This window comes from Bacillus sp. AC266, from assembly GCF_979253805.1.
The window spans coordinates 766,685-786,103 of the sequence record NZ_CEEDEC010000002.1 but is presented as its reverse complement, the minus strand read 5'-3'; the positions used below and the strand labels follow the sequence as shown (position 1 = coordinate 786,103).

The window sequence follows — 19,419 nt, the reverse complement described above, 5'->3', positions numbered from 1 at the left end:
AATAGAACATACAAAAAAACCGTCCACATATATACTGGGGGCGGTTTTCCATTATTATACTAGGGCTTCTATTGTATGAAATGTTTGTCCTCTCGTGCTAATAATACCAAAAACAGGTAAATCACTAAGCACCACTTCTTCTTGCTGTTTCATAAAAGATGACGTTAATTGTTTTATCTCTATCCAAACGTCATTAATACAAAGTACATTGGAATCGTTCTCTTGTTGGCGAGAAAAAATAGAATCTATTTTATATAGACCAGCATTTTGAAAAAGCATATCAATACGACTGTATGCCTCCATAGCAAAACTAATAACACGTTGCCAATCTCCTTGTTTCCCCATATCGTAGGATACAAAAAGTGCTTCTCCGCCTAAATCCGTAATTTCCTCGGCTGTTGCTTGTCCACTTTCTTGATCAATGTCCGTCACAATTACTTTTGCGCCTTGCTTAGCCAACAAAAGAGCTGTACTACGTCCAATACCGATGCCACCACCAGTTACAATGGCAACTTTTCCTGCAAGCTTCATTTTCATTACCCCTTCTATATGTCTTACCGTCATTCAGTATACTCCTTTATTAGATTAGTCCGCAAGCAGGAAAAGTTTACTCCACAACTTGTAAGCGATTACTTTTCTGTTTCTTTTTTTTTCTTACTATTATATTGATCGAAGGTTAAACCAATAAAAATAAGAATTCCCCAAAATATTAAGCTACCTCCAGTCATTCCAAATCCCCCTTTGTTATATAACGATATTATTTATATCCATTATATCATTCTCTTAATTTTCAATCTATTCAAAGCGAAAATAGGATGTTTGAATTAGCTACAGCTTCTTTAAACATCCTTCCGTAATATGGAAGGTACTATATAGGAGATATCCACCCTATATCAATTCCATTTATCTAATTTTATGAAAAAATAAGAGAATGATGAAATTTTTCACGAAATTAAAAATAAGACTTTTTATATACAAACGATAAAAAGTCTTATTTCATTAGTAGCACGTATAATCTAAATATTAATTATACAAGACTCATCACTTTCGTCTTTGCAATTAAATCATGGAAGCCACAATTATCTTTGCGGAATAACATCATATATACATTGCATATTAATGGGACTCCAAGTAATAATATGCTTGGTAATAATAATACCAAAAATCGTATTATTAATGTTTGTAACGTTAGTTTTTCACTTGTTAACGAGATTATTTTTGTTCTTGTTACCTTTTTACCAAGTGTAGAACCGTTCCAAAGAAAAGGTAACAGAATAAAATTTATAGCCATTAATACGAAAACAAGTGTAAGGTCATATCTATAGTCACCTAAACTTATATTAAAACGATCAAAAATAGCACTATAGTTTCCTGTAATAATAGCTACTACTGCACCGTACGTAACCGAGATTAAAAACATGTCAATAAGGGAAGCACCTATGCGATTCATTACAAGCGCTGGACGATGCATCTTTAACTTCATTTTGTGTCGACTCCTTCATATCCTTCTTTACCCGTTTCATCGTACCACTTCTAAAAAACATTGTAAACTGGCGTTTCGCTTACTTTTCTTGTACAATGTGTTACAACAGCATTATAAAGGAGGTTCCCATATTGAAAAGATGGATAATCCTATTTGCCGCACTCTTATTAACAGGTTGTACAGGCAATACAAACCATTTAACTTATACAATTAACGATGAATATGAACTCATCCATACTTCTGGAGATGCATTTGAACTTTTCCCCTCTCAGGATGCTGTATATGCTACACAATACATCCCTGCAAAAATTACAGAAATTGCTTGGGACGATAAATACATTCTCACAAAGCAAATTGAGGAAAAATCAGATCCAAACAATCCTGACGCAGCAATTACAAATAAAAAAATTGAACATTATTGGATTATCGATGTAAAGCATAATAAACGATTTGGTCCTTATAATGAAAAACAATTTAACGAGCAAAAAGATGCTTTTAAAATTACAGTGCCTTTTCAAAGTGTAGATTCATATGTGAAAGAGCTAAAAAAACAGTCAGCATAACTTTTTATGCTGACTGTTTTTGCTTAAATTATTATAAAGACACTTTATTTAGAGAGTGAAATATTAAAAGTTTGCGGTTCTTTAACAGCTTCATTTGTGTCTCCTGCTGCTAAATCATCTGTCGTAAACTTAATATCCTTTACTTTTTCTTTTCCATCATCAAGTATTAAACCGATAATTCCTTCTCGTGTCTCACCAGGCCTATAATCTTCCCTTGAAACACTCTTTGTACCAACGAGCGTATCTTCATCATATAAAAAGTTTTGAGTCGCTACATTAAAATGTTGTTTGTCATTTATAGCAACATCATTCATAGAGAAAAATTGCATGTTCTTATCTCCACTATTCTCTACCTTATATGTAATTTCAACATACCGAATCGTATCGCTAATCTCTGTTCCACTTAACGATGCATATAATTCAGCATCTTCTTGACTCACTTTATCTCCCAATCTACGCTTTACTTCTTCAGGAGTTAATGCAGTATACACTTTCAATGTATTTTTTGCCTCTTTGCTCATTTGTGATAATGAGATAACTTTAACATCTTGTACGTGAATTTTCATTGGGGCTACTTCAAATGTCTGATTCACAGAATGAATCTGTTTTAATTCAAATGTCCCCCACCCTTTTTCTTTCACTTTTTGTCCTACTTTTTTAAGCTCACGCCCACCATACTCTTTTGTTTCTGGAATAGATTCTTTCTTTTTAGGTTCTGCCTTCTTTTCTTCTTGATGGAAGCAACCACTTAACATAAGAAGAAAACTACATAAAACAAAAATACTTTTCCATGCTTTCATGATTTAATTTCTCCTAACACTATCATTCATTAAAATATATTAGTCCCTTGATTTGTAAACTATAGAAACAATAAGAAGTCCACAAAACGAACTTGTCAGTCCAGATACTATTATACCTCCTATTTGGAAAATATGAAAATAGGGGTCTAATAACGCGTGAACGATAAATATAATGGCCGCCACAACGATAGATGAAGCCCAATATTTCTTTTTTTCCGAAGTTAAACTAGTATCTTGATCAGTTTCCCTCCTATATTTCCATAGTACATATATTAGTAATAGTAGACCAAAACATGTACTCCCATGCTGTAAAAACTTATAAATTGGAATACTATATACTTCTTGCTGTAACAGCGGTATTTTCATAACAAAATAGCCTGTCTTATGAGTAAAAGCATCCCAAACGACATGCGTCACCATACCGAATAAAGCAGAATAGCAAAATACAAAAAAGTCCTTCCAAGTATATAGCCCCCACTTCCCATCTACTACATATTTATAGTAACTAGCAAAAGGCTTAGGTAAATGTGTTATAAACGGTCCTTTTAAAATACGATGATATGCATATGCTAATAAAAAAACGAGTGGTAAATTCAAATAGAAGAAACCAACCCATGTATGGCCAATAACACCGTATGGCCTAAAATATAAAAAATATTCAAAATCAGGTGCCATACTACCCAATATAAGAGCCGTCACCGAAATATAACTAGAATGTTTCTTAGCAAAAGGGAGAACAGCTGCTGGATGTGCGAATGTAAACGGCATATTAATACTCCTCTTCATATTTCCAATAGAATACATACTATCATAACGACATGAATAATCTCTATGCAATATTTATTTTCACATTGGAATATGATAGTTTAAATGTTATAATTCACATAAAATATTCAGAAAATAAGGGGGATCACGTGTCGTTAACACTTGTATTTTCTCTTGTTCTGTCTACCTTGTTTTTAAGTACATACATTGGCTTCTTTATATGGAAGCACTTGAAAATTATAAAATATATGCCTGCCCTCTTTGGTTTTATGAGCGTTCTTTTCATTTTCATATGGAAGAGAATGACTTTCGGCTGGGAAGGTCTCGGTTTTGGCGCACTTCAATATACAGTACTATTAGCAAGTTGTATTACATTAGTATTTGCCGCTTTTTTAGAATCAAAATCCGTTATGAATTGAGGTTTATATATTGATTGACGTACCCTTTTTAAAAAATGTCACATTAAAAAAAGAAAATATCCCTAGCTTTTCCGCATATCCTTACTGTCTACCCGCTATTCGAACTTTGCAATCACTAGCTTTCCACCCAAATGTAACATTCATTATTGGAGAGAATGGGACAGGTAAATCAACATTACTGGAAGCAATTGCAATTGCTTTAGGTTTTAATGCAGAAGGTGGAACGAAGAATTTCCGTTTTAGCACAAACGATTCTCATTCATCTTTACATGAATATCTTCGAATTTCAAAAAGTTTCAATACACCAAACGACGGTTTCTTTCTTCGCGCTGAATCATTTTATAACGTTGCTTCTTATATCGATGAAATAGATGCTATAAAATCTTATGGCGGCGTTTCACTTCACGAACAATCACACGGCGAATCCTTCTTCTCATTATTTATGAATCGTTTTTCAGGACAAGGTTTATACATTTTAGATGAGCCTGAGGCAGCTTTATCCCCAATGAGACAACTTTCAATGCTCATTCGCATGCACGAACTAGCTGAACAAGGTTCACAATTTGTTATCGCAACGCATTCTCCCATTTTAATGGCTTATCCTGAATCTACTATATACTCTTTAACTCAAGAAGGGATTCACGAATCGACATTAGAAGAAACGGAGCATTACCAAACGACGAAACTTTTCTTTGAAAATCGCGATCGATTATTTCATCACTTATTTGAGTCATAAAAAAAGAGGCAGCAATCGCTGCCTCTTTTTTATAATGCTTCTATAAATAAAGCTACTCCAATACCGCCTCCAACGCATAGAGAGGCAATACCTTTCTCTAATCCACGTCTTTTTAATTCGTGAATTAAACTTACCGTAATACGAGCTCCTGTACAACCAATTGGATGTCCAAGTCCTACACCACTACCGTTTACATTCACTTTCTCACGGTCTAACCCTAACTCTTTCTCTACAGCTAAATATTGTGCAGCGAAAGCTTCATTAATTTCAAGTAAATCTGCATCTTCTAATGACCAATCTACTTTTTCTAATCCTTTACGAATTGCTGGTGCTGGTCCAATACCCATAATTTTCGGATCTACTCCCGCTACTGAATATCCAACAATTCGAGCTAACGGTTGTAAGCCTTTTTCTTTTGCTTTTTCTTCGCTCATTAATACTAGAACTGCACTTCCGTCATTAAGACCAGATGAATTTCCTGCAGTTACTGATCCGTCTTTACGGAAAGCTGGTTTTAATCCTGCTAATTTTTCCGCTGTAATATCTGCACGTGGATGTTCATCCTTCGCAAATACAACTTCTTTTCTACGTTCTTTTATTGTAATAGGAACAATTTGATCGTCAAAGTATCCAGACTCCATCGCTTGCAACGCTAATGTATGACTACGAAGCGCAACTTCATCTTGTTCCTCTCTTGTAATTTCATATTGTTCAACTAAATTTTCCGCTGTTTCACCCATCATAATATGGTGAATCGGATCTTCTAAAACTTCCCACACCGTATCACGAATTTCTCCGTGCTGTAGACGTTGTCCCCAGCGGTGTTGTTTTAATGCATAAGGGCTCGAGCTCATTGCTTCTACTCCACCTGCAACAACAATATCACTTACACCTAATTGGATTTGCATTGCAGCAGACATAATTGCTTGCATACCTGAAGAACATTGACGTTGAATTGTATAACCAGTAACTGTGTCAGGAAATCCTGCCGCTAATGCAGCTGTTCTTGCCGTATTTGCTTCATCAGTTCTTTGAATACAATGACCTAAAATTACTTCATCAACTTCATGTGGCTCTACTCCGCCTCTTTTTACAGCTTCCTGAAGTACAGGAACAGCTAATTCTACTGGTGTTATATTTTTTAGTGCTCCTCCGAAAGTTCCAATTGGTGAACGAACTGCAGCTGTAATGACAACATTATGCATTTTGTACTTGCCCCTCTCTTATGTACCCTAGTAAGTTTGTAGGTGAAATTCCATAAGTTGTATGTCTAAAATTATCATACTATAAACATACCAAAAAATCAAAATATTTAATATAATAAAAATAGAAGGAATTAACCTTCTATTCTGTCAATGCGTATAAGAATTTTTGTAATATCTTCTCTGTCGTTTCATTCAATTTTGGTAACTTATCTACTGGAAAATATTGAAGTTCTAACCCTTCATGATCGAGCTTTAATTCTCCGCTTACATGATGTGCCTGATACAGATGAATCACATTAAAAATTTCATCTCCATTTGGATAACGGAAATAAACTTCCTTTCCTGAAAGAACGCCAAGAAATTGCATAATTTTCGCGTTTAGTCCCGTCTCCTCGAATAATTCTCTACGAGCAGTTTCTTCTGTCGTTTCTCCCAGTTCCATTGCCCCACCAGGTACGCCCCAATCATATGTATCTGAACGATATTGAAGCAATACTTCTTGATTATCATTTAATATAATAATTGCTGATCCTACTAAAATAAGTGGTCTCGTACCAACTACTTTGCGTAACTCTTCAATATACCCCAATATGTAAACTCCCCTTTCCTCACCCTTCCTTATCATAACAAAATTCTCTTTCTTTTGTTGCTGTAATTTTCAATAAAAAAGGAAGCTTCCACTTCCTTTTTTTACCGTTATCCTGCTATTTGCGGGCGGTAAGACCCCTACCTCAAAATTCAGCGAAAGTAAAGAAGTTAGGTGGGGATTGGGCTGCCCATAAAAGCCCTATTGGTGAGGGCTGATAATCAGTGGGCGATGAACAAAACCCCCACTGATTAAAGTTTCACTTTATTTCTTAAAGCTTTCGTATTTTACAACTTCAAAAGCTTCTTCAATTTCCTCATTATGATAATGGACATATGTAAAACGCCCTAATTCTACTAACCTAGCTATTTCTTGCAATGCTTTATGCTGATCATATGTTTCTTCAATTGTAATATGTACATAAAACTTCATTAATGGATGTTCATATAAAGGTTCTCCCACCTCTACATATACATCTTCAACCCCTTGCACAACTCTTACATAGCTCGCAAATTGATACAGAGCTTCTCTGTCTGAAACGATTTTTAATGTATACATATATTCTCCCCCTTTTCTTTACTATATCAAAAAGCAGACCATACTACGTTATAGAACTATGAAATTTTTTCGACTTATAGTCTATATATTCGTGTAATAAACAAGGCGTTTATCCATACATAGGACCTTTCCCCCACATATATTATAGAAAGAATTTTTTCATTTGAGGTGTTCCTTATGAATTCATACGTTAATATATGTGTTTGCATTACTCCAGGCGCCGATATTTCTGACGACCGTATTGCAAAAGATTTAGCAGTTGCAGAATCAATTTGGCATCCCATTACATTTAACATTAAAGAAGTAATTGTACTAAACGAGCTTTTCCGTTTTTCTAATCGGGAAATTAGTTATAAAAACTCCATTCAAAGTCAGGAAAAATTATCATCTTTTTTTCAAACTTGTGTTAACGAAGCTCCTGAATGCGACCTTTATATTTGTTATATTGGTAGTGATTATTTCAAAGAAACCGCAGTAATCGCTTGCGCTTACTCTCTAGCGAAACAACAACAACTTACTGGTTACATCGTTTTAACAAACTCAGCTGCTCCAATGAAAAATATATACACCCTCGCTCACGAAATTGGTCATATTTTATTTACAAGACGAATTCATGGAAAACTTACGCACGCAGATCCCCACTCTCCAACCGGTTCTGAACATCACCATTCACCATCGAACCTTATGTACCCTATAGTCCCTAGCCCTAATAACGTTCACATCAATTCATTATTAACAAATGAACAAAAAGCGCTCTCTTTACAAAGTCTCTTATTACAAAGAAAAAAACAGTAACGATCTTGTTACTGTTTAAAGCAATTTATTCCAATTAATAAACGATATACCGGCTGCAAAGGATACAACTATACACCTAAACCGAATCCCTCTAAAAATCAAAATATAGTATTTCTTTGGAAATAATTTTTTGTATATCCAGAGCAGCCACTTTTTTTGAACTACTCGTTTACACTTTTTCTCTCTTCAATTTTTAAAGACCATCTCATTAATCCATATATACTTCCATACATAAGTAATATCTTTGCAATTCCCCAAAACACATTTTTTTCTTCTAATTCTTTAAATATAAACATAATCGCTAAAGGAACAATTAGCACCAAAACACCCATCCAACCAAGGACATACACTTCTCCAACAAAAAGTAATAAAAAGATACTTGCTGCTAATATATATGTTTGCATTGTCGACAATTGCAAAATAGGTGTACCGTACCATTTATCAACAAACATCAATAATACTAATAATAAAATGGGAACCATTACTATTATGTAAATAATCCCGAACTCTACAAATTTATTTTTAAAAGAAGACATTCTAAACGCAACAATGGTTCCAATAATCGTAATGATTAAAACGATAGGATAGCCAATTAACTGTATATTCGTTAGTGTAAATTGCTGATTCGGATTATTAAATAAAATATGAGTTAATATCCAATACCCGCCAATACCAATTATCATGGCAAGAATACTCTTTATACTCCCGCCTTTATCCTTCTCCATTTCTTTCGCTAATTCTTCCGCATATTCTTTTGGTGAATCACCGAATATATCGCTTACCGTCTTTCCCTCTTTCTCACCTTCTATTAAATGAAGTTCTGCATCCTCTATAAAAGCGTCCACATCTTCTTCTTTAATTCCTTTTGTTATTAAATACACTTTCGTATCGATTAAAAACTTTTCTCCTTCTTTAGAAATCTGCATGATAACCCCTCCCTTATTTAACCGTTACTCTTCTATTCGCCTTCATCATAATTTCAAGGAAGATTAAAATAAACAAACTTCCGTATAAACATATAATTTGAAATAACATTGGCACGAGATCTTCTGATGTAAATGTTTTAAACACTAACATAATAGAAAGTGGAATAATTAAATATAAGTTTTTAAACCATCCTTCAAAATACATATTTATCGCTACTGTGATAATAAAAATCCCACCACCTAATATATAACTTTGCACTTGAGTGAATGTAACCATCTTTGTAGGATATAACACATCCAATATCGTAACCGCTCCTAATAAAAACATTGGCGCTATCATGACTAAAAACCACATTGAAAACCATGTTTTTGTAAAGCTTGTTACAAAGGTCATTTTACGAAGTAGAAAATTAGGACCCATTACAGCTACAATCAATGTAAAACTATAGCCAATACATTGAATAAGCGAAATCTGTAAAATCCCATTATTAACTATTAAAATAGAAGCAATAATCCAAAACGAAACGATATTCATAACCGTAAATCCAATTTGCTTCCACGTTTCCTGTCTATCTCTTTCCATCACTTTTACAAGTTCATTGGCATATTCTTTCGGTGAACTTCCGAAAATTTCTTCTACACTTTTTCCGTCACTCTCACCTTCTATTAAATGCAACTCTGCATCTTCTATAAAATTTTCAATATCGCTTTCTTTCACACTCTTTGCCGCTAAAAATAATCTCATTTCTAATAAAAAATTTCGTGCTTCACTTGATAACATTATTTTTTTCTCCCCTTCCCTTCAAGTAGACGCTCTACACTACTTTGCATCGCTTCCCAGCGATCCATAAATTCATCCAGTGCTTCCTCGCCTTTTTCTGTTAATGTATAATATTTTCGCTTTGGACCAGATGGAGATTCCTTCATTACACTTGTTATTAATCCTTCCTTTTGCATTCGTATTAATAACGGATAAATACTTCCCTCACTCGCCATTGTGAAACCATACTTCGCTAATCTTTCACTCATTTCATAACCGTATATTTCACCTTCAGAAATAATAGCAAGTAAGCATCCTTCTAAAATCCCTTTCAGCATTTGACTTGTCGACATATTTCAAATCCTCCCACTATCTTGTTTTACAAGATAGATAAGCGTAAGTATCTTGCTTTACAAAATAGTATAGCAAACGCTACTTTGCAAAACAAGATAGCTAGCAATATTTTTCCAAATGTTTGCAGGAATTTTATTATCACCTCTCTAAATAGAGCAATAAGAGAACTTTTATTATGAAGGAGTGTTTTTCATCATGGTTACAAATCGAGTTGTCTTTTTAACAGGTGCTGCGAGCGGTATTGGTTATGAAATGGGAAGTGCTTTCGCAAAAGAAGGTGCTAAAGTTGTGATTAGTGATCGTCTTGAAGAACGTGCGAAAGAAGCTGCTGAACAATTGCAAAAAGAAGGCTATCAAGCCATTGGTTTAAAATGTGACGTTACATCTGAAGAAGAAATTACAGTAGCAATTTCTCAAACAGTTACTCACTTCGGCTCATTAGATGTATTAATTAACAACGCAGGAATGCAACATGTTTCACCGATTGAAGATTTTCCAACTGATAAATTCGAGCTTCTTATTAAAATTATGCAAATCGCTCCATTTATCGCCATCAAACATGCCTTTCCGATTATGAAAAAGCAAAAATATGGTCGTATTATTAATGTTGCTTCGATTAACGGACTTGTTGGATTCGCTGGAAAAGCTGCCTATAATAGTGCGAAACATGGTGTAATTGGATTAACAAAAGTTGCTGCTTTAGAGGGAGCAACTCATGGAATTACTGTAAATGCTCTTTGTCCCGGATATGTTGATACCCCTCTTGTACGAAATCAACTACAAGACTTAGCAACTACGCGAAATGTACCACTTGAAAATGTTTTAGAAGATGTCATTTATCCTCTTGTACCACAGAAACGTTTGCTACAAGTACAAGAAATTGCTGATTATGCTATGTTTTTAGCGGGTGAAAAAGCAAAAGGTATAACTGGTCAAGCTGTCGTTATCGATGGTGGTTATACTGCTCAATAAAGTGAAACTTTAATCAGTGGGGGTTTTGTTCATCCCCACTAATTATTAGCCTTCACCAATCGGGCTTTTACTGCCCATTAATGCGGGATAAAAAATAAAGTTTGCTCTTCGCGAGCAAACTTTATTTTACTTTCTATCGCGAGGATCTTCCTACTTTAGTAATTGTTTAGGCAGCTTCTCAATTGCTACAATCACTCCGTCTAATTTACTTTCAATGCGATGTAGTAAATATAGCGTTACAACAATTGGAAAGCCCACATTACCTATCATCCCGATCCACTCTTCCATCTTTCTCTCCTCCCTTCATTACATAAATAAGAGGAAACGAAGACTTAAGGCATAAAAAACAAGCTATTTTTTATTAGCTTGTTTTTAACTACTCAGCCATACATTTCATTTTTCAGCATATAGATTGCTACCATGAAGATACAAATGGTCCTACACCTTGCTACCTTTCTTTGTTTTAAAACGTTGCGCGTGGTAGGAACAGGCACTTACCGCTCCTATACATAGCCAGTCCCTCTCGACCATTTAAAAACATGCTTTTCTACCGTTTTTTTATATAGCGACTGAGCAGTTAGCTTATTTTTTCAAATAATGATGTAATTTCTTGCTTATAATCTCCACGTAAAATACCTTTCTCAGTAATAATCCCCGTAATTAATTCATGCGGTGTTACATCAAATGCAGGGTTAAATACAGGTGTTCCAAGTGGCGCCACTTGTTTCCCAAAAATTTTCGTAACTTCTGTTTCATCTCTTTCTTCAATGACAATTTCAGCACCTGTTTGTTTCGTAGTATCAAATGTAGATAACGGTGCTGCAACGTAAAATGGGATACCGAAATACTTTGCTAATATAGCTAAATTTAATGTTCCTATTTTATTAGCAGTATCACCGTTTTCAACGATTCGATCTGCCCCTACGATAATCGCATTAATTTCTTTCGTTCGAATTGCATGTGCTGCAGTATTATCCGTAATAAGCGTTACATCAATGTCTGCTTGTTTCAATTCCCATGTCGTTAAACGACCACCTTGTAAAACCGGCCTCGTTTCACACGCATACGCATGTAAACGCACACCCTTCTCTTTCCCAATATAAAATGGGGCTAATGCTGTTCCATATCTAGCAGTTGCAATACTTCCAGCGTTACAAATTGTTAAAATTTTATCACCGTCTTTAAAACATGTTAAAGCATGTTCTCCAATACTTCGGCACACCATTTCATCCTCTTGCTGAATATGAAGCGCTTCTTCTTCTAATATTTTTTGAGCTTCTTTTATTGTAGTAATCTCTCGAATAGATTCTCTCATACGATTGATTGCCCAAAATAAATTGACTGCTGTCGGGCGTGATGTTCCTAAATAGTTACAATCTCTATTAAATTTCTTCTGAAACTCATAGATATTTATAGCATCGTATTTCTTTGCCGCAAGCGCCAAACCAAACGCAGCTACAATTCCAATTGCAGGCGCTCCTCGTACTTCTAACATAATGATACTTTTCCATACCTCTTCAATATTCGTTAATGTTTTGTATTCAGTGACATGCGGCAACTTTGTTTGATTCAATACTGCAATTGCATCGCCTTTCCAACTTACAGATCTCGGAATAGTAATAATTGTACTCATGCTTTTACGCCTCCAACTGTCTGTTGAAATAATGTTCGAAACAGTTGAATATCAGCACACTTGGCTTCATATTTTATTAGTTCTCTACCTAAGGATAACGCTTGTTTTTTAGCTTGAATTCTATTTTCTTTATTTGCTATCCCATCTAAATCCGCTACATGAGCTAAGCCAATTGTTCTACGAATCAGTTCACATCCGGCAAATCCGACGGCATCAGTAAAGATATTTTGCAAAATAATTGGTAACCATTGTTTTTCTTTCGTATATGCTTCTACACCTTCTCCAATCCATAACTTCGTAAAGTTTTCTACAAAATAACTCCATGTCTTTTCTATATGGAAAAATAGTACACTTCTCTTTTCTTCTTCTCTAGATAAAGCATTTAATAATAGATTTGCAATAAATTGACCGATATCAAATCCAAATGGACCGTACGTTGCAAATTCTGGATCGATCACTTTCGTTTCAGAAGGTGATGAAAAAATACTACCAGTATGTAAATCACCATGAATAAGCGCTTCTTTTCTCGTTAAAAACTTATATTTATATTGTGCTACTTTTAGTTTTAAAGTTTTGTCACTCCAAAGTTCATCAATCACTGACTGTAAATCTGACTCATAATCATTCGTATCATAATGTCCAAATGGATCCGTAAAAACTAAATCTTCTGTAATTTTACTAAGGTCTGGATTTACAAATGTACCTTCTAGTACCCTTTTCTCTTCTGACTGTAAACCGAAATCTGAAGTATAAAACAAAACATGTGCTAGAAAACGACCGATATGCTGGGATAAAAGTGGATATCCTTCTCCATCTATTAATCCTTTTCTTGTAATTGTTAGTCTTGATAAGTCTTCTATTACTGTAACTGCTAACTCTTCATCATGACTGTACACTACCGGAACATACTCTGGCACATACTTCGCAAAAATTTGTAATGCTTTACTTTCAATCGTCGCTCTTTTTATAGACAGTGGCCAGCTCTCACCAACTACTTTCGCATATGGCAGTGCTTGTTTTATTATAATAGACTTCTCTCCATCATCTAATTTGAACACGTAATTTAAATTTCCATCTCCAATTTCATGACAAACTACATTTGCTTTCTTTTCAAAATAACCGTGTTCTTTCGCATATTGTATAGCTGTTGTTTCAGTTAATGAATAATATCCCATCGTCTTCTCCTCCTTTTCATTCAGAGGTTTTTCTAAAATAGAAAAACCCCTTTCCACAAAGAAAGAGGTTTGAAGTTTATCTTCTCCCCTCTTATCTGCCAGAAAGTTTACTTTCTGCTGGAATTAGCACCGTGCCTTTTGGCGTCATAAACGCCCCATTTCACAATGGTATTACGGTCGGTTGCTGGGCTTCATCGGGCCAAATCCCTCCACCTGCTCTTGATAAGAGTTTTATAATTTTTAGAATTTTTAACTTTATGATGAAGACTATACCAAGAATAAAAATCACTTGTCAACATTTTATTTGTATAATTCTGGACGACGATCTGCAAAAACCGGAATTCCTTTACGTACCTCTTTAATTTTCTCGAATTTAAGTTCTCCAAATAAAATTGATTCCTCTTCATTTGCCTCTACCACAACTTCACCCCAAGGATCCACAATTAGAGAATGACCTGCAAACTCATTATTCGGATCCTTTCCTGCTCTATTGCACGCAACAACATAACACTGATTTTCAACTGCTCTCGCCTGTAAAAGCAAACGCCAATGTGCTAAACGTACTAATGGCCATTCTGCTACAACAAATAAAACTTTTGCACCTTTAGCAGTATGAACGCGCATCCACTCTGGAAAACGAATATCATAACAAATTGTACCAGCACACTCTACATCATCTAACTTAAATTCACCTGTTTCATTACCAGCAACTAAATATTTATGTTCATCCATCAGCTGAAATAAATGTACTTTACTATATTCATTGACTAGATTCCCTTCATTGTTTACAACATACATTGTATTTGTAACCCCTTGCTCTGTTTGCTTTGCTATGGAACCACCAACAATATGTACACCATATTGCTTCGACCATTCTTTCAACTTTTCTTTCGTTTCTAATCCATCCGTATCTGCAATTTCAGAAAGTCTCGTTAAATCATATCCTGTTGTCCATAGTTCTGGTAAGACGATAACATCTGGTCTTTCTTTCATCGCTTCACTTATTTTTTTTTTAGCGTTCTCAATATTTTTTTCTACATCTCCAAAGACAATATCCATTTGAATACATGCGACTTTCATTTTTTCAGCCCCATTCTCATTTTTTTCTTTACAAAATACTGGAAAGATTATATCATTTGTCACTAGAATTGTAACAACTTTCAAAAGAGGTGGAAAGTATGAAATTATTTCAACCTTCTGAGATAGTAACATCATTGCCAACACAATTTTTCGCTTCACTTGTTGCAAAAGTTAACAAAGTCGTTGCAGCTGGTCACGATGTTATTAATCTAGGTCAAGGTAATCCAGATCAACCAACACCGCAGCATATCGTTAAAGCTTTACAAGATGCTGCTGAAAAGACCATTCATCATAAATATCCGCCATTTCGCGGACACGAAAGCTTAAAAGAAGCCGTGGCAACATTCTATCAACGTGAATATGATGTAGTAGTAAATCCAAAAACTGAAGTTGCTATTTTGTTTGGCGGAAAGGCTGGATTAGTAGAATTACCAGTTTGTTTTACAAACCCTGGTGATACTATTCTCGTTCCAGATCCAGGCTATCCAGATTATTTATCAGGAGTTGCTTTAGCAAAAGCACAATTTGAAACAATGCCGCTTATTGCAGAAAATAATTTTTTACCGGATTATACAAAAATTGATGACTCTGTTGCGGAGCGAGCAAAGTTAATGTTTTTAAACTATCCAAATAACCCTACCGGTGCTACTGCATCAAAAGATTTTTTTGATGCAACCATTCATTTTGCTAATAAACATAATATATTAGTTGTTCACGATTTTGCTTACGGTGCTATCGGATTCGATGGTCAAAAGCCTGTTAGTTTCTTGCAAGCAGACGGAGCTAAAGATACAGGTATTGAGATTTACACTTTATCGAAAACTTTCAATATGGCTGGATGGCGTATTGCTTTTGCAGTAGGAAATGAAAGTGTCATCGAAACTATTAACCTATTGCAAGATCATATGTATGTTAGTATTTTTGGTGCAGTTCAAGATGCTGCCCGCGAAGCACTATTAGGCTCGCAGTCTTGTGTGGTAGATCTTGTTAATAGTTATGAATCTCGGAGAAATGCTCTTATTTCAGCTTGTCACTCAATTGGTTGGAAAGTAAACATTCCAACAGGATCATTCTTTGCATGGCTTCCTGTTCCAAAAGGATATACATCTGAGCAATTTTCTGACATTTTACTAGAAAAAGCACACGTTGCAGTTGCTCCTGGTGTTGGATTTGGTGAGCACGGCGAAGGGTATGTCCGTGTTGGTCTCTTGCATACGGAAGATAGATTACGAGAAGCAATTAATCGAATTGATAAATTAAATTTTTTCAAAAAGTAATTGACAACATAAAAAATATCTGACAAAATTCAGTTATCTTAAAAATTTAAACATTTCTAAATACTTCTTATCAAGAGCAGGTGGAGGGACGAGCCCGACGAAACCCGGCAACCGATCTACAATTGTAGACACGGTGCTAATTCTCGCAGCATTATGCTGACAGATAAGGAGCTGGTTGTAAAAAAACCTCTCCTTAGCTGAGAGGTTTTTTTATTTAACTAGGAGGGTATAACAATGAGCGGAATTATAGCGACATATTTAATCCACGATGATTCTCACAACTTAGAAAAGAAAGCAGAACAAATTGCAATCGGTTTAACAATTGGTTCATGGACTCATTTACCACACTTATTACAAGAACAATTAAAACAACATAAAGGCAATGTCATTCATATTGAAGCGTTAGACGAACAAGAACATATTAACTCTTATCTTGGCAAAAAAGTATCACGTGGACTCATTAAAATTCATTATCCATCGCTGAACTTTAGCCCTGACTTACCAGCCATTTTGACAACAACATTTGGAAAACTTTCGTTAGATGGAGAAATTAAACTAATTGATTTAACATTCTCAGACGAATTAAAGAAACAGTTCCCTGGACCAAAATTTGGAATTGAAGGCATCCGAAACCTTTTACAAGTTCAAGATCGACCTCTTCTAATGAGTATTTTCAAAGGGATGATAGGACGGAATATTGGATATTTAAAAACTCAACTACGCGATCAGGCAATTGGAGGCGTAGATATTGTAAAAGATGATGAAATTTTATTCGAAAACTCATTAACACCACTTATAAAAAGAATTGAATCTGGTAAAGAAGTTTTACAATCTGTATACGAAACTTACGGGCATAAAACTTTATACGCAGTAAATTTAACAGGTCGAACTTATGATTTAAAAGAAAACGCGAAACGTGCGGTGGTAGCTGGAGCAGACATTCTTTTATTTAATGTATTTTCTTATGGATTAGATGTACTGCAAGCACTTGTAGAAGACGATGAAATTCCAATTCCTATTATGGCACACCCTGCTTTAAGTGGCGCATATTCATCATCGAAACTATACGGTTTCTCTTCTCCATTACTACTTGGAAAATTACTACGTTACGCTGGTGCTGATTTCTCTTTATTCCCATCACCATACGGCAACGTTGCATTAGAAAAAGAGGAAGCTCTTCTCATTACAGCAGCATTAACTGAGGAAGACCACTATTTCAAGAAAAGTTTTTCTGTTCCATCTGCTGGAATTCATCCTGGTTTCGTTCCCTTTATTTTACGAGATTTTGGTAAGGATGTTGTTATTAATGCCGGCGGCGGGATTCATGGGCATCCAAATGGAGCTCAAGGTGGTGGCAAAGCTTTCCGTGCTGCAATTGAAGCTACTTTACAAGGTAAACCACTCCATGAAGTGGATGAAATAAATTTGCATAGCGCACTACAAATATGGGGAAATCCTTCTCATGAGGTGAAATTATGAGTATTCAAGTATTTTGTGATTTCGATGGTACGATTACAAATAACGATAATATCATGTCCATTATGGAAAAATTCGCACCACCAGAAGCAGAGGAAATAAAGCAAAAAATTTTATCGCAAGAACTTTCTATTCAAGAAGGTGTTTCTCAATTATTTCGATTAATACCTATTAATCTACACGATGATATTATTCAGTTTTTACAAGAAACTGCTGAAATCCGTACAGGTTTTCATGAATTCATACAATTCATTAATGAAAATAACATTTCCTTTTACGTTATATCAGGTGGAATGGATTTCTTCGTCTATCCACTCTTACAAGAAATAATCCCTAAAGAACAAATTTATTGTAATGCAACTGACTTTTCAGGAGAATTTGTTGAAGTGAAATGGCCGCACCCTTGTGACGAGCAATGTCAGCATAGTTGTGGTCTCTGTAAATCATCATTAATTCGTAAACTAAGCTCTAAAGATGATTTTCATATTGTGATTGGAGATTCTATTACTGATTTACAAGCAACAAAACAAGCAGATAAAGTATTCGCCCGTGACTTCCTTATTACAAAGTGTGAAGAAAATCGTATTGCTTATACACCGTTTGAAACATTTCACGATGTTCTAGCTGAACTAAAACATTTGTTGGAGGTGAAATTATGAAACAACTTTTTCGTCAATGGTATGACTTAAGTGAAATTAAAAAAGAATTAACAACTCGGAATTGGTTTCCAGCAACGAGTGGAAATATTTCTATAAAAGTCAGTCATGATCCCCTTACTTTTCTTATTACAGCAAGTGGCAAAGATAAAACAAAAACCACTCCAGATGATTTTTTATTAGTAAATCATCAAGGAATTCCCGTTTTAGAAACTGAGTTACGCCCTTCGGCAGAAACAATATTGCATACACATATTTATAACAATACGAACGCCGGGTGCGTACTTCATGTTCATACAACTGATAACAATGTCATCACAAATTTGTATAGTGATGCAGTCACCCTTCAAAATCAAGAGATTATTAAAGCTCTTGATATTTGGGAAGAAGGTGCAACGATTAACATTCCTATTATCGAAAATGATGCTCATATCCCGACGCTTGGAGAGAAATTCCGAAAGCATATACAAGGAGATTCAGGAGCAGTATTAATTCGAAACCATGGCATTACCGTATGGGGCCGTGATAGCTTTGATGCAAAAAAAAGATTAGAAGCTTATGAGTTTTTATTCCAATTTCATATAAAATTATTATCAATTCAAGGAGGCGTTTCTAATGGCGCAAATTCGTATTCATGAGGAAAATACTCGTATTGAAAATGAAGTAGAAGTATCAAACTTTCTACAAGGAGAAGATGTTTTATATGAGAAATGGAATATTTCTAAACTTCCTACTCATTTAAAAGAAAATTACTCCTTAACAGATGAAAACAAAGCTGAAATATTAACGTTGTTTTCAAAAGAAATTGCTGATGTTTCAGAGCGCAGAGGTTATAAAGCATATGATGTGATTTCACTTTCAAATAGCACACCTAACCTTGACGAGTTATTAATTAATTTCCAAAAAGAACACCATCATACTGACGATGAAGTTCGCTTTATTGTCAGCGGTCATGGCATCTTCGCTATTGAAGGAAAAGATGGTCGATTCTTTGACGTTGAACTCGAGCCTGGTGATCTTATATCTGTGCCTGAAAATGCAAGACACTATTTCACCTTACAAGATGATCGCCAAGTTGTAGCTATTCGTATTTTTGTTACAACAGAAGGTTGGGTTCCAATTTATTAAGGTAGCTAGTTGAATAAAAGAACTTGGAACCCCTTTTCCAACCTTTTATTCACTCTACATATATACATCCTC

General features: G+C 35.0%; 25 protein-coding genes, 1 pseudogene and 2 riboswitches. Of the genes and pseudogenes, 10 read left to right on the top strand and 16 right to left on the bottom strand.

From position 1 onward, the window contains the following. Positions 1-54: 54 nt before the first annotated feature. The 3 genes from AC0IXC_RS11755 to AC0IXC_RS11745 form a co-directional block, all read right to left on the bottom strand. Positions 55-564, bottom strand: coding sequence for an SDR family NAD(P)-dependent oxidoreductase (locus AC0IXC_RS11755; protein ID WP_471652917.1), 510 nt, complete (start codon positions 562-564; stop codon positions 55-57). Positions 565-629: 65 nt separating this feature from the next. Beyond that, entirely contained in the window at positions 630-728 is a 99-nt protein-coding gene (locus tag AC0IXC_RS11750; protein ID WP_002142992.1) for a hypothetical protein, read from the bottom strand. 299 nt (positions 729-1,027) lie between these two features. Further along, a complete protein-coding gene (locus AC0IXC_RS11745; RefSeq protein WP_002033806.1) occupies positions 1,028-1,483 on the bottom strand; it encodes an RDD family protein in 456 nt (151 codons plus the stop codon). A gap of 131 nt (positions 1,484-1,614) precedes the next feature. On the opposite strand from AC0IXC_RS11745, the gene AC0IXC_RS11740 reads away from it, so the two are divergent. Beyond that, positions 1,615-2,046 (top strand): DUF3997 domain-containing protein, encoded by a 432-nt coding sequence (locus AC0IXC_RS11740; protein ID WP_215590135.1) that lies wholly within the window; start codon positions 1,615-1,617, stop codon positions 2,044-2,046. Between the two features lie 44 nt (positions 2,047-2,090). Here the strand turns inward: AC0IXC_RS11740 and AC0IXC_RS11735 are convergent, their stop codons facing one another. Both AC0IXC_RS11735 and AC0IXC_RS11730 read right to left on the bottom strand, forming a co-directional pair. Then, a complete protein-coding gene (locus AC0IXC_RS11735; RefSeq protein ID WP_215591315.1) occupies positions 2,091-2,849 on the bottom strand; it encodes a hypothetical protein in 759 nt (252 codons plus the stop codon). Positions 2,850-2,885: 36 nt separating this feature from the next. Continuing rightward, the gene (locus AC0IXC_RS11730) at positions 2,886-3,614 is read right to left on the bottom strand and encodes a DUF4184 family protein (protein WP_471652916.1); all 729 of its coding nucleotides are present in this window, start codon (positions 3,612-3,614) and stop codon (positions 2,886-2,888) included. A gap of 146 nt (positions 3,615-3,760) precedes the next feature. Here AC0IXC_RS11730 and AC0IXC_RS11725 point away from each other — a divergent pair, with 146 nt between their 5' ends. Both AC0IXC_RS11725 and AC0IXC_RS11720 read left to right on the top strand, forming a co-directional pair. Further along, positions 3,761-4,030 carry a hypothetical protein gene (locus AC0IXC_RS11725; RefSeq protein ID WP_016100683.1) on the top strand — a complete coding sequence of 90 codons (270 nt, stop codon included), beginning with the start codon at positions 3,761-3,763 and terminating at the stop codon, positions 4,028-4,030. 10 nt (positions 4,031-4,040) lie between these two features. Further along, complete coding sequence (locus AC0IXC_RS11720) at positions 4,041-4,766, top strand: AAA family ATPase (protein WP_002165131.1); 726 nt, start codon at positions 4,041-4,043, stop codon at positions 4,764-4,766. A 29-nt stretch (positions 4,767-4,795) separates the two neighbouring features. On the opposite strand, the gene AC0IXC_RS11715 is transcribed toward AC0IXC_RS11720, so the two are convergent. The 3 genes from AC0IXC_RS11715 to AC0IXC_RS11705 form a co-directional block, all read right to left on the bottom strand. Beyond that, positions 4,796-5,971 carry an acetyl-CoA C-acetyltransferase gene (locus tag AC0IXC_RS11715; protein WP_002128911.1) on the bottom strand — a complete coding sequence of 392 codons (1,176 nt, stop codon included), beginning with the start codon at positions 5,969-5,971 and terminating at the stop codon, positions 4,796-4,798. 139 nt (positions 5,972-6,110) lie between these two features. Beyond that, positions 6,111-6,560 carry an NUDIX hydrolase gene (locus tag AC0IXC_RS11710; protein ID WP_012261633.1) on the bottom strand — a complete coding sequence of 150 codons (450 nt, stop codon included), beginning with the start codon at positions 6,558-6,560 and terminating at the stop codon, positions 6,111-6,113. 261 nt (positions 6,561-6,821) lie between these two features. Continuing rightward, positions 6,822-7,115: a DUF3928 family protein gene (locus AC0IXC_RS11705; RefSeq protein WP_002088390.1), complete on the bottom strand. Its 294-nt coding sequence runs from the start codon at positions 7,113-7,115 to the stop codon at positions 6,822-6,824. Between the two features lie 177 nt (positions 7,116-7,292). Here AC0IXC_RS11705 and AC0IXC_RS11700 point away from each other — a divergent pair, with 177 nt between their 5' ends. Further along, positions 7,293-7,910: an ImmA/IrrE family metallo-endopeptidase gene (locus AC0IXC_RS11700; RefSeq protein ID WP_326996582.1), complete on the top strand. Its 618-nt coding sequence runs from the start codon at positions 7,293-7,295 to the stop codon at positions 7,908-7,910. Positions 7,911-7,925: 15 nt separating this feature from the next. Here the strand turns inward: AC0IXC_RS11700 and AC0IXC_RS11695 are convergent. From AC0IXC_RS11695 to AC0IXC_RS11680, 4 genes and pseudogenes are all read right to left on the bottom strand, one after another. Next, a pseudogene (locus AC0IXC_RS11695) lies at positions 7,926-8,063 on the bottom strand (DNA-binding protein); the annotation flags it as partial. An 8-nt stretch (positions 8,064-8,071) separates the two neighbouring features. Next, the gene (locus AC0IXC_RS11690; protein ID WP_002143001.1) at positions 8,072-8,836 is read right to left on the bottom strand and encodes a DUF1129 domain-containing protein; all 765 of its coding nucleotides are present in this window, start codon (positions 8,834-8,836) and stop codon (positions 8,072-8,074) included. 13 nt (positions 8,837-8,849) lie between these two features. After that, positions 8,850-9,617: a DUF1129 domain-containing protein gene (locus AC0IXC_RS11685; protein WP_215590140.1), complete on the bottom strand. Its 768-nt coding sequence runs from the start codon at positions 9,615-9,617 to the stop codon at positions 8,850-8,852. After that, positions 9,617-9,949, bottom strand: coding sequence for a PadR family transcriptional regulator (locus tag AC0IXC_RS11680; RefSeq protein WP_002014879.1), 333 nt, complete (start codon positions 9,947-9,949; stop codon positions 9,617-9,619). The genes AC0IXC_RS11685 and AC0IXC_RS11680 overlap by 1 nt, the downstream gene beginning before the upstream one ends. A 196-nt stretch (positions 9,950-10,145) precedes the next feature. Here AC0IXC_RS11680 and AC0IXC_RS11675 point away from each other — a divergent pair, with 196 nt between their 5' ends. After that, positions 10,146-10,922, top strand: a complete 777-nt coding sequence (locus AC0IXC_RS11675) for a 3-hydroxybutyrate dehydrogenase (RefSeq protein WP_471652915.1) — start codon at positions 10,146-10,148, stop codon at positions 10,920-10,922. A gap of 150 nt (positions 10,923-11,072) precedes the next feature. On the opposite strand, the gene AC0IXC_RS11670 is transcribed toward AC0IXC_RS11675, so the two are convergent. The 4 genes from AC0IXC_RS11670 to AC0IXC_RS11655 form a co-directional block, all read right to left on the bottom strand. Further along, complete coding sequence (locus AC0IXC_RS11670; RefSeq protein ID WP_002014881.1) at positions 11,073-11,210, bottom strand: YvrJ family protein; 138 nt, start codon at positions 11,208-11,210, stop codon at positions 11,073-11,075. 289 nt (positions 11,211-11,499) lie between these two features. Beyond that, the gene (gene mtnA, locus AC0IXC_RS11665) at positions 11,500-12,555 is read right to left on the bottom strand and encodes an S-methyl-5-thioribose-1-phosphate isomerase (protein WP_471652914.1); all 1,056 of its coding nucleotides are present in this window, start codon (positions 12,553-12,555) and stop codon (positions 11,500-11,502) included. Beyond that, positions 12,552-13,730: an S-methyl-5-thioribose kinase gene (gene mtnK / locus AC0IXC_RS11660; protein WP_471652913.1), complete on the bottom strand. Its 1,179-nt coding sequence runs from the start codon at positions 13,728-13,730 to the stop codon at positions 12,552-12,554. The genes mtnA and mtnK overlap by 4 nt, the downstream gene beginning before the upstream one ends. A gap of 88 nt (positions 13,731-13,818) precedes the next feature. Beyond that, a riboswitch (SAM riboswitch) is annotated at positions 13,819-13,959 on the bottom strand. 71 nt (positions 13,960-14,030) lie between these two features. After that, complete coding sequence (locus AC0IXC_RS11655) at positions 14,031-14,894, bottom strand: carbon-nitrogen family hydrolase (protein ID WP_002131202.1); 864 nt, start codon at positions 14,892-14,894, stop codon at positions 14,031-14,033. Between the two features lie 14 nt (positions 14,895-14,908). On the opposite strand from AC0IXC_RS11655, the gene AC0IXC_RS11650 reads away from it, so the two are divergent. The 5 genes from AC0IXC_RS11650 to AC0IXC_RS11630 all read left to right on the top strand — a co-directional run bounded on the left by AC0IXC_RS11650 (position 14,909) and on the right by AC0IXC_RS11630 (position 19,347). After that, positions 14,909-16,087 carry an aminotransferase class I/II-fold pyridoxal phosphate-dependent enzyme gene (locus AC0IXC_RS11650; RefSeq protein ID WP_471652912.1) on the top strand — a complete coding sequence of 393 codons (1,179 nt, stop codon included), beginning with the start codon at positions 14,909-14,911 and terminating at the stop codon, positions 16,085-16,087. Positions 16,088-16,151: 64 nt separating this feature from the next. Next, positions 16,152-16,257, top strand: a riboswitch (SAM riboswitch). A 64-nt stretch (positions 16,258-16,321) separates the two neighbouring features. Continuing rightward, a complete protein-coding gene (gene mtnW, locus AC0IXC_RS11645; protein WP_471652911.1) occupies positions 16,322-17,566 on the top strand; it encodes a 2,3-diketo-5-methylthiopentyl-1-phosphate enolase in 1,245 nt (414 codons plus the stop codon). Next, complete coding sequence (locus AC0IXC_RS11640) at positions 17,563-18,222, top strand: 2-hydroxy-3-keto-5-methylthiopentenyl-1-phosphate phosphatase (protein ID WP_002128925.1); 660 nt, start codon at positions 17,563-17,565, stop codon at positions 18,220-18,222. Before mtnW ends, AC0IXC_RS11640 begins: the two co-directional genes overlap by 4 nt. Continuing rightward, the gene (locus tag AC0IXC_RS11635; protein WP_012261637.1) at positions 18,219-18,857 is read left to right on the top strand and encodes a methylthioribulose 1-phosphate dehydratase; all 639 of its coding nucleotides are present in this window, start codon (positions 18,219-18,221) and stop codon (positions 18,855-18,857) included. Before AC0IXC_RS11640 ends, AC0IXC_RS11635 begins: the two co-directional genes overlap by 4 nt. Then, complete coding sequence (locus AC0IXC_RS11630) at positions 18,835-19,347, top strand: 1,2-dihydroxy-3-keto-5-methylthiopentene dioxygenase (protein ID WP_002111583.1); 513 nt, start codon at positions 18,835-18,837, stop codon at positions 19,345-19,347. The genes AC0IXC_RS11635 and AC0IXC_RS11630 overlap by 23 nt, the downstream gene beginning before the upstream one ends. Positions 19,348-19,419 lie beyond the last annotated feature (72 nt).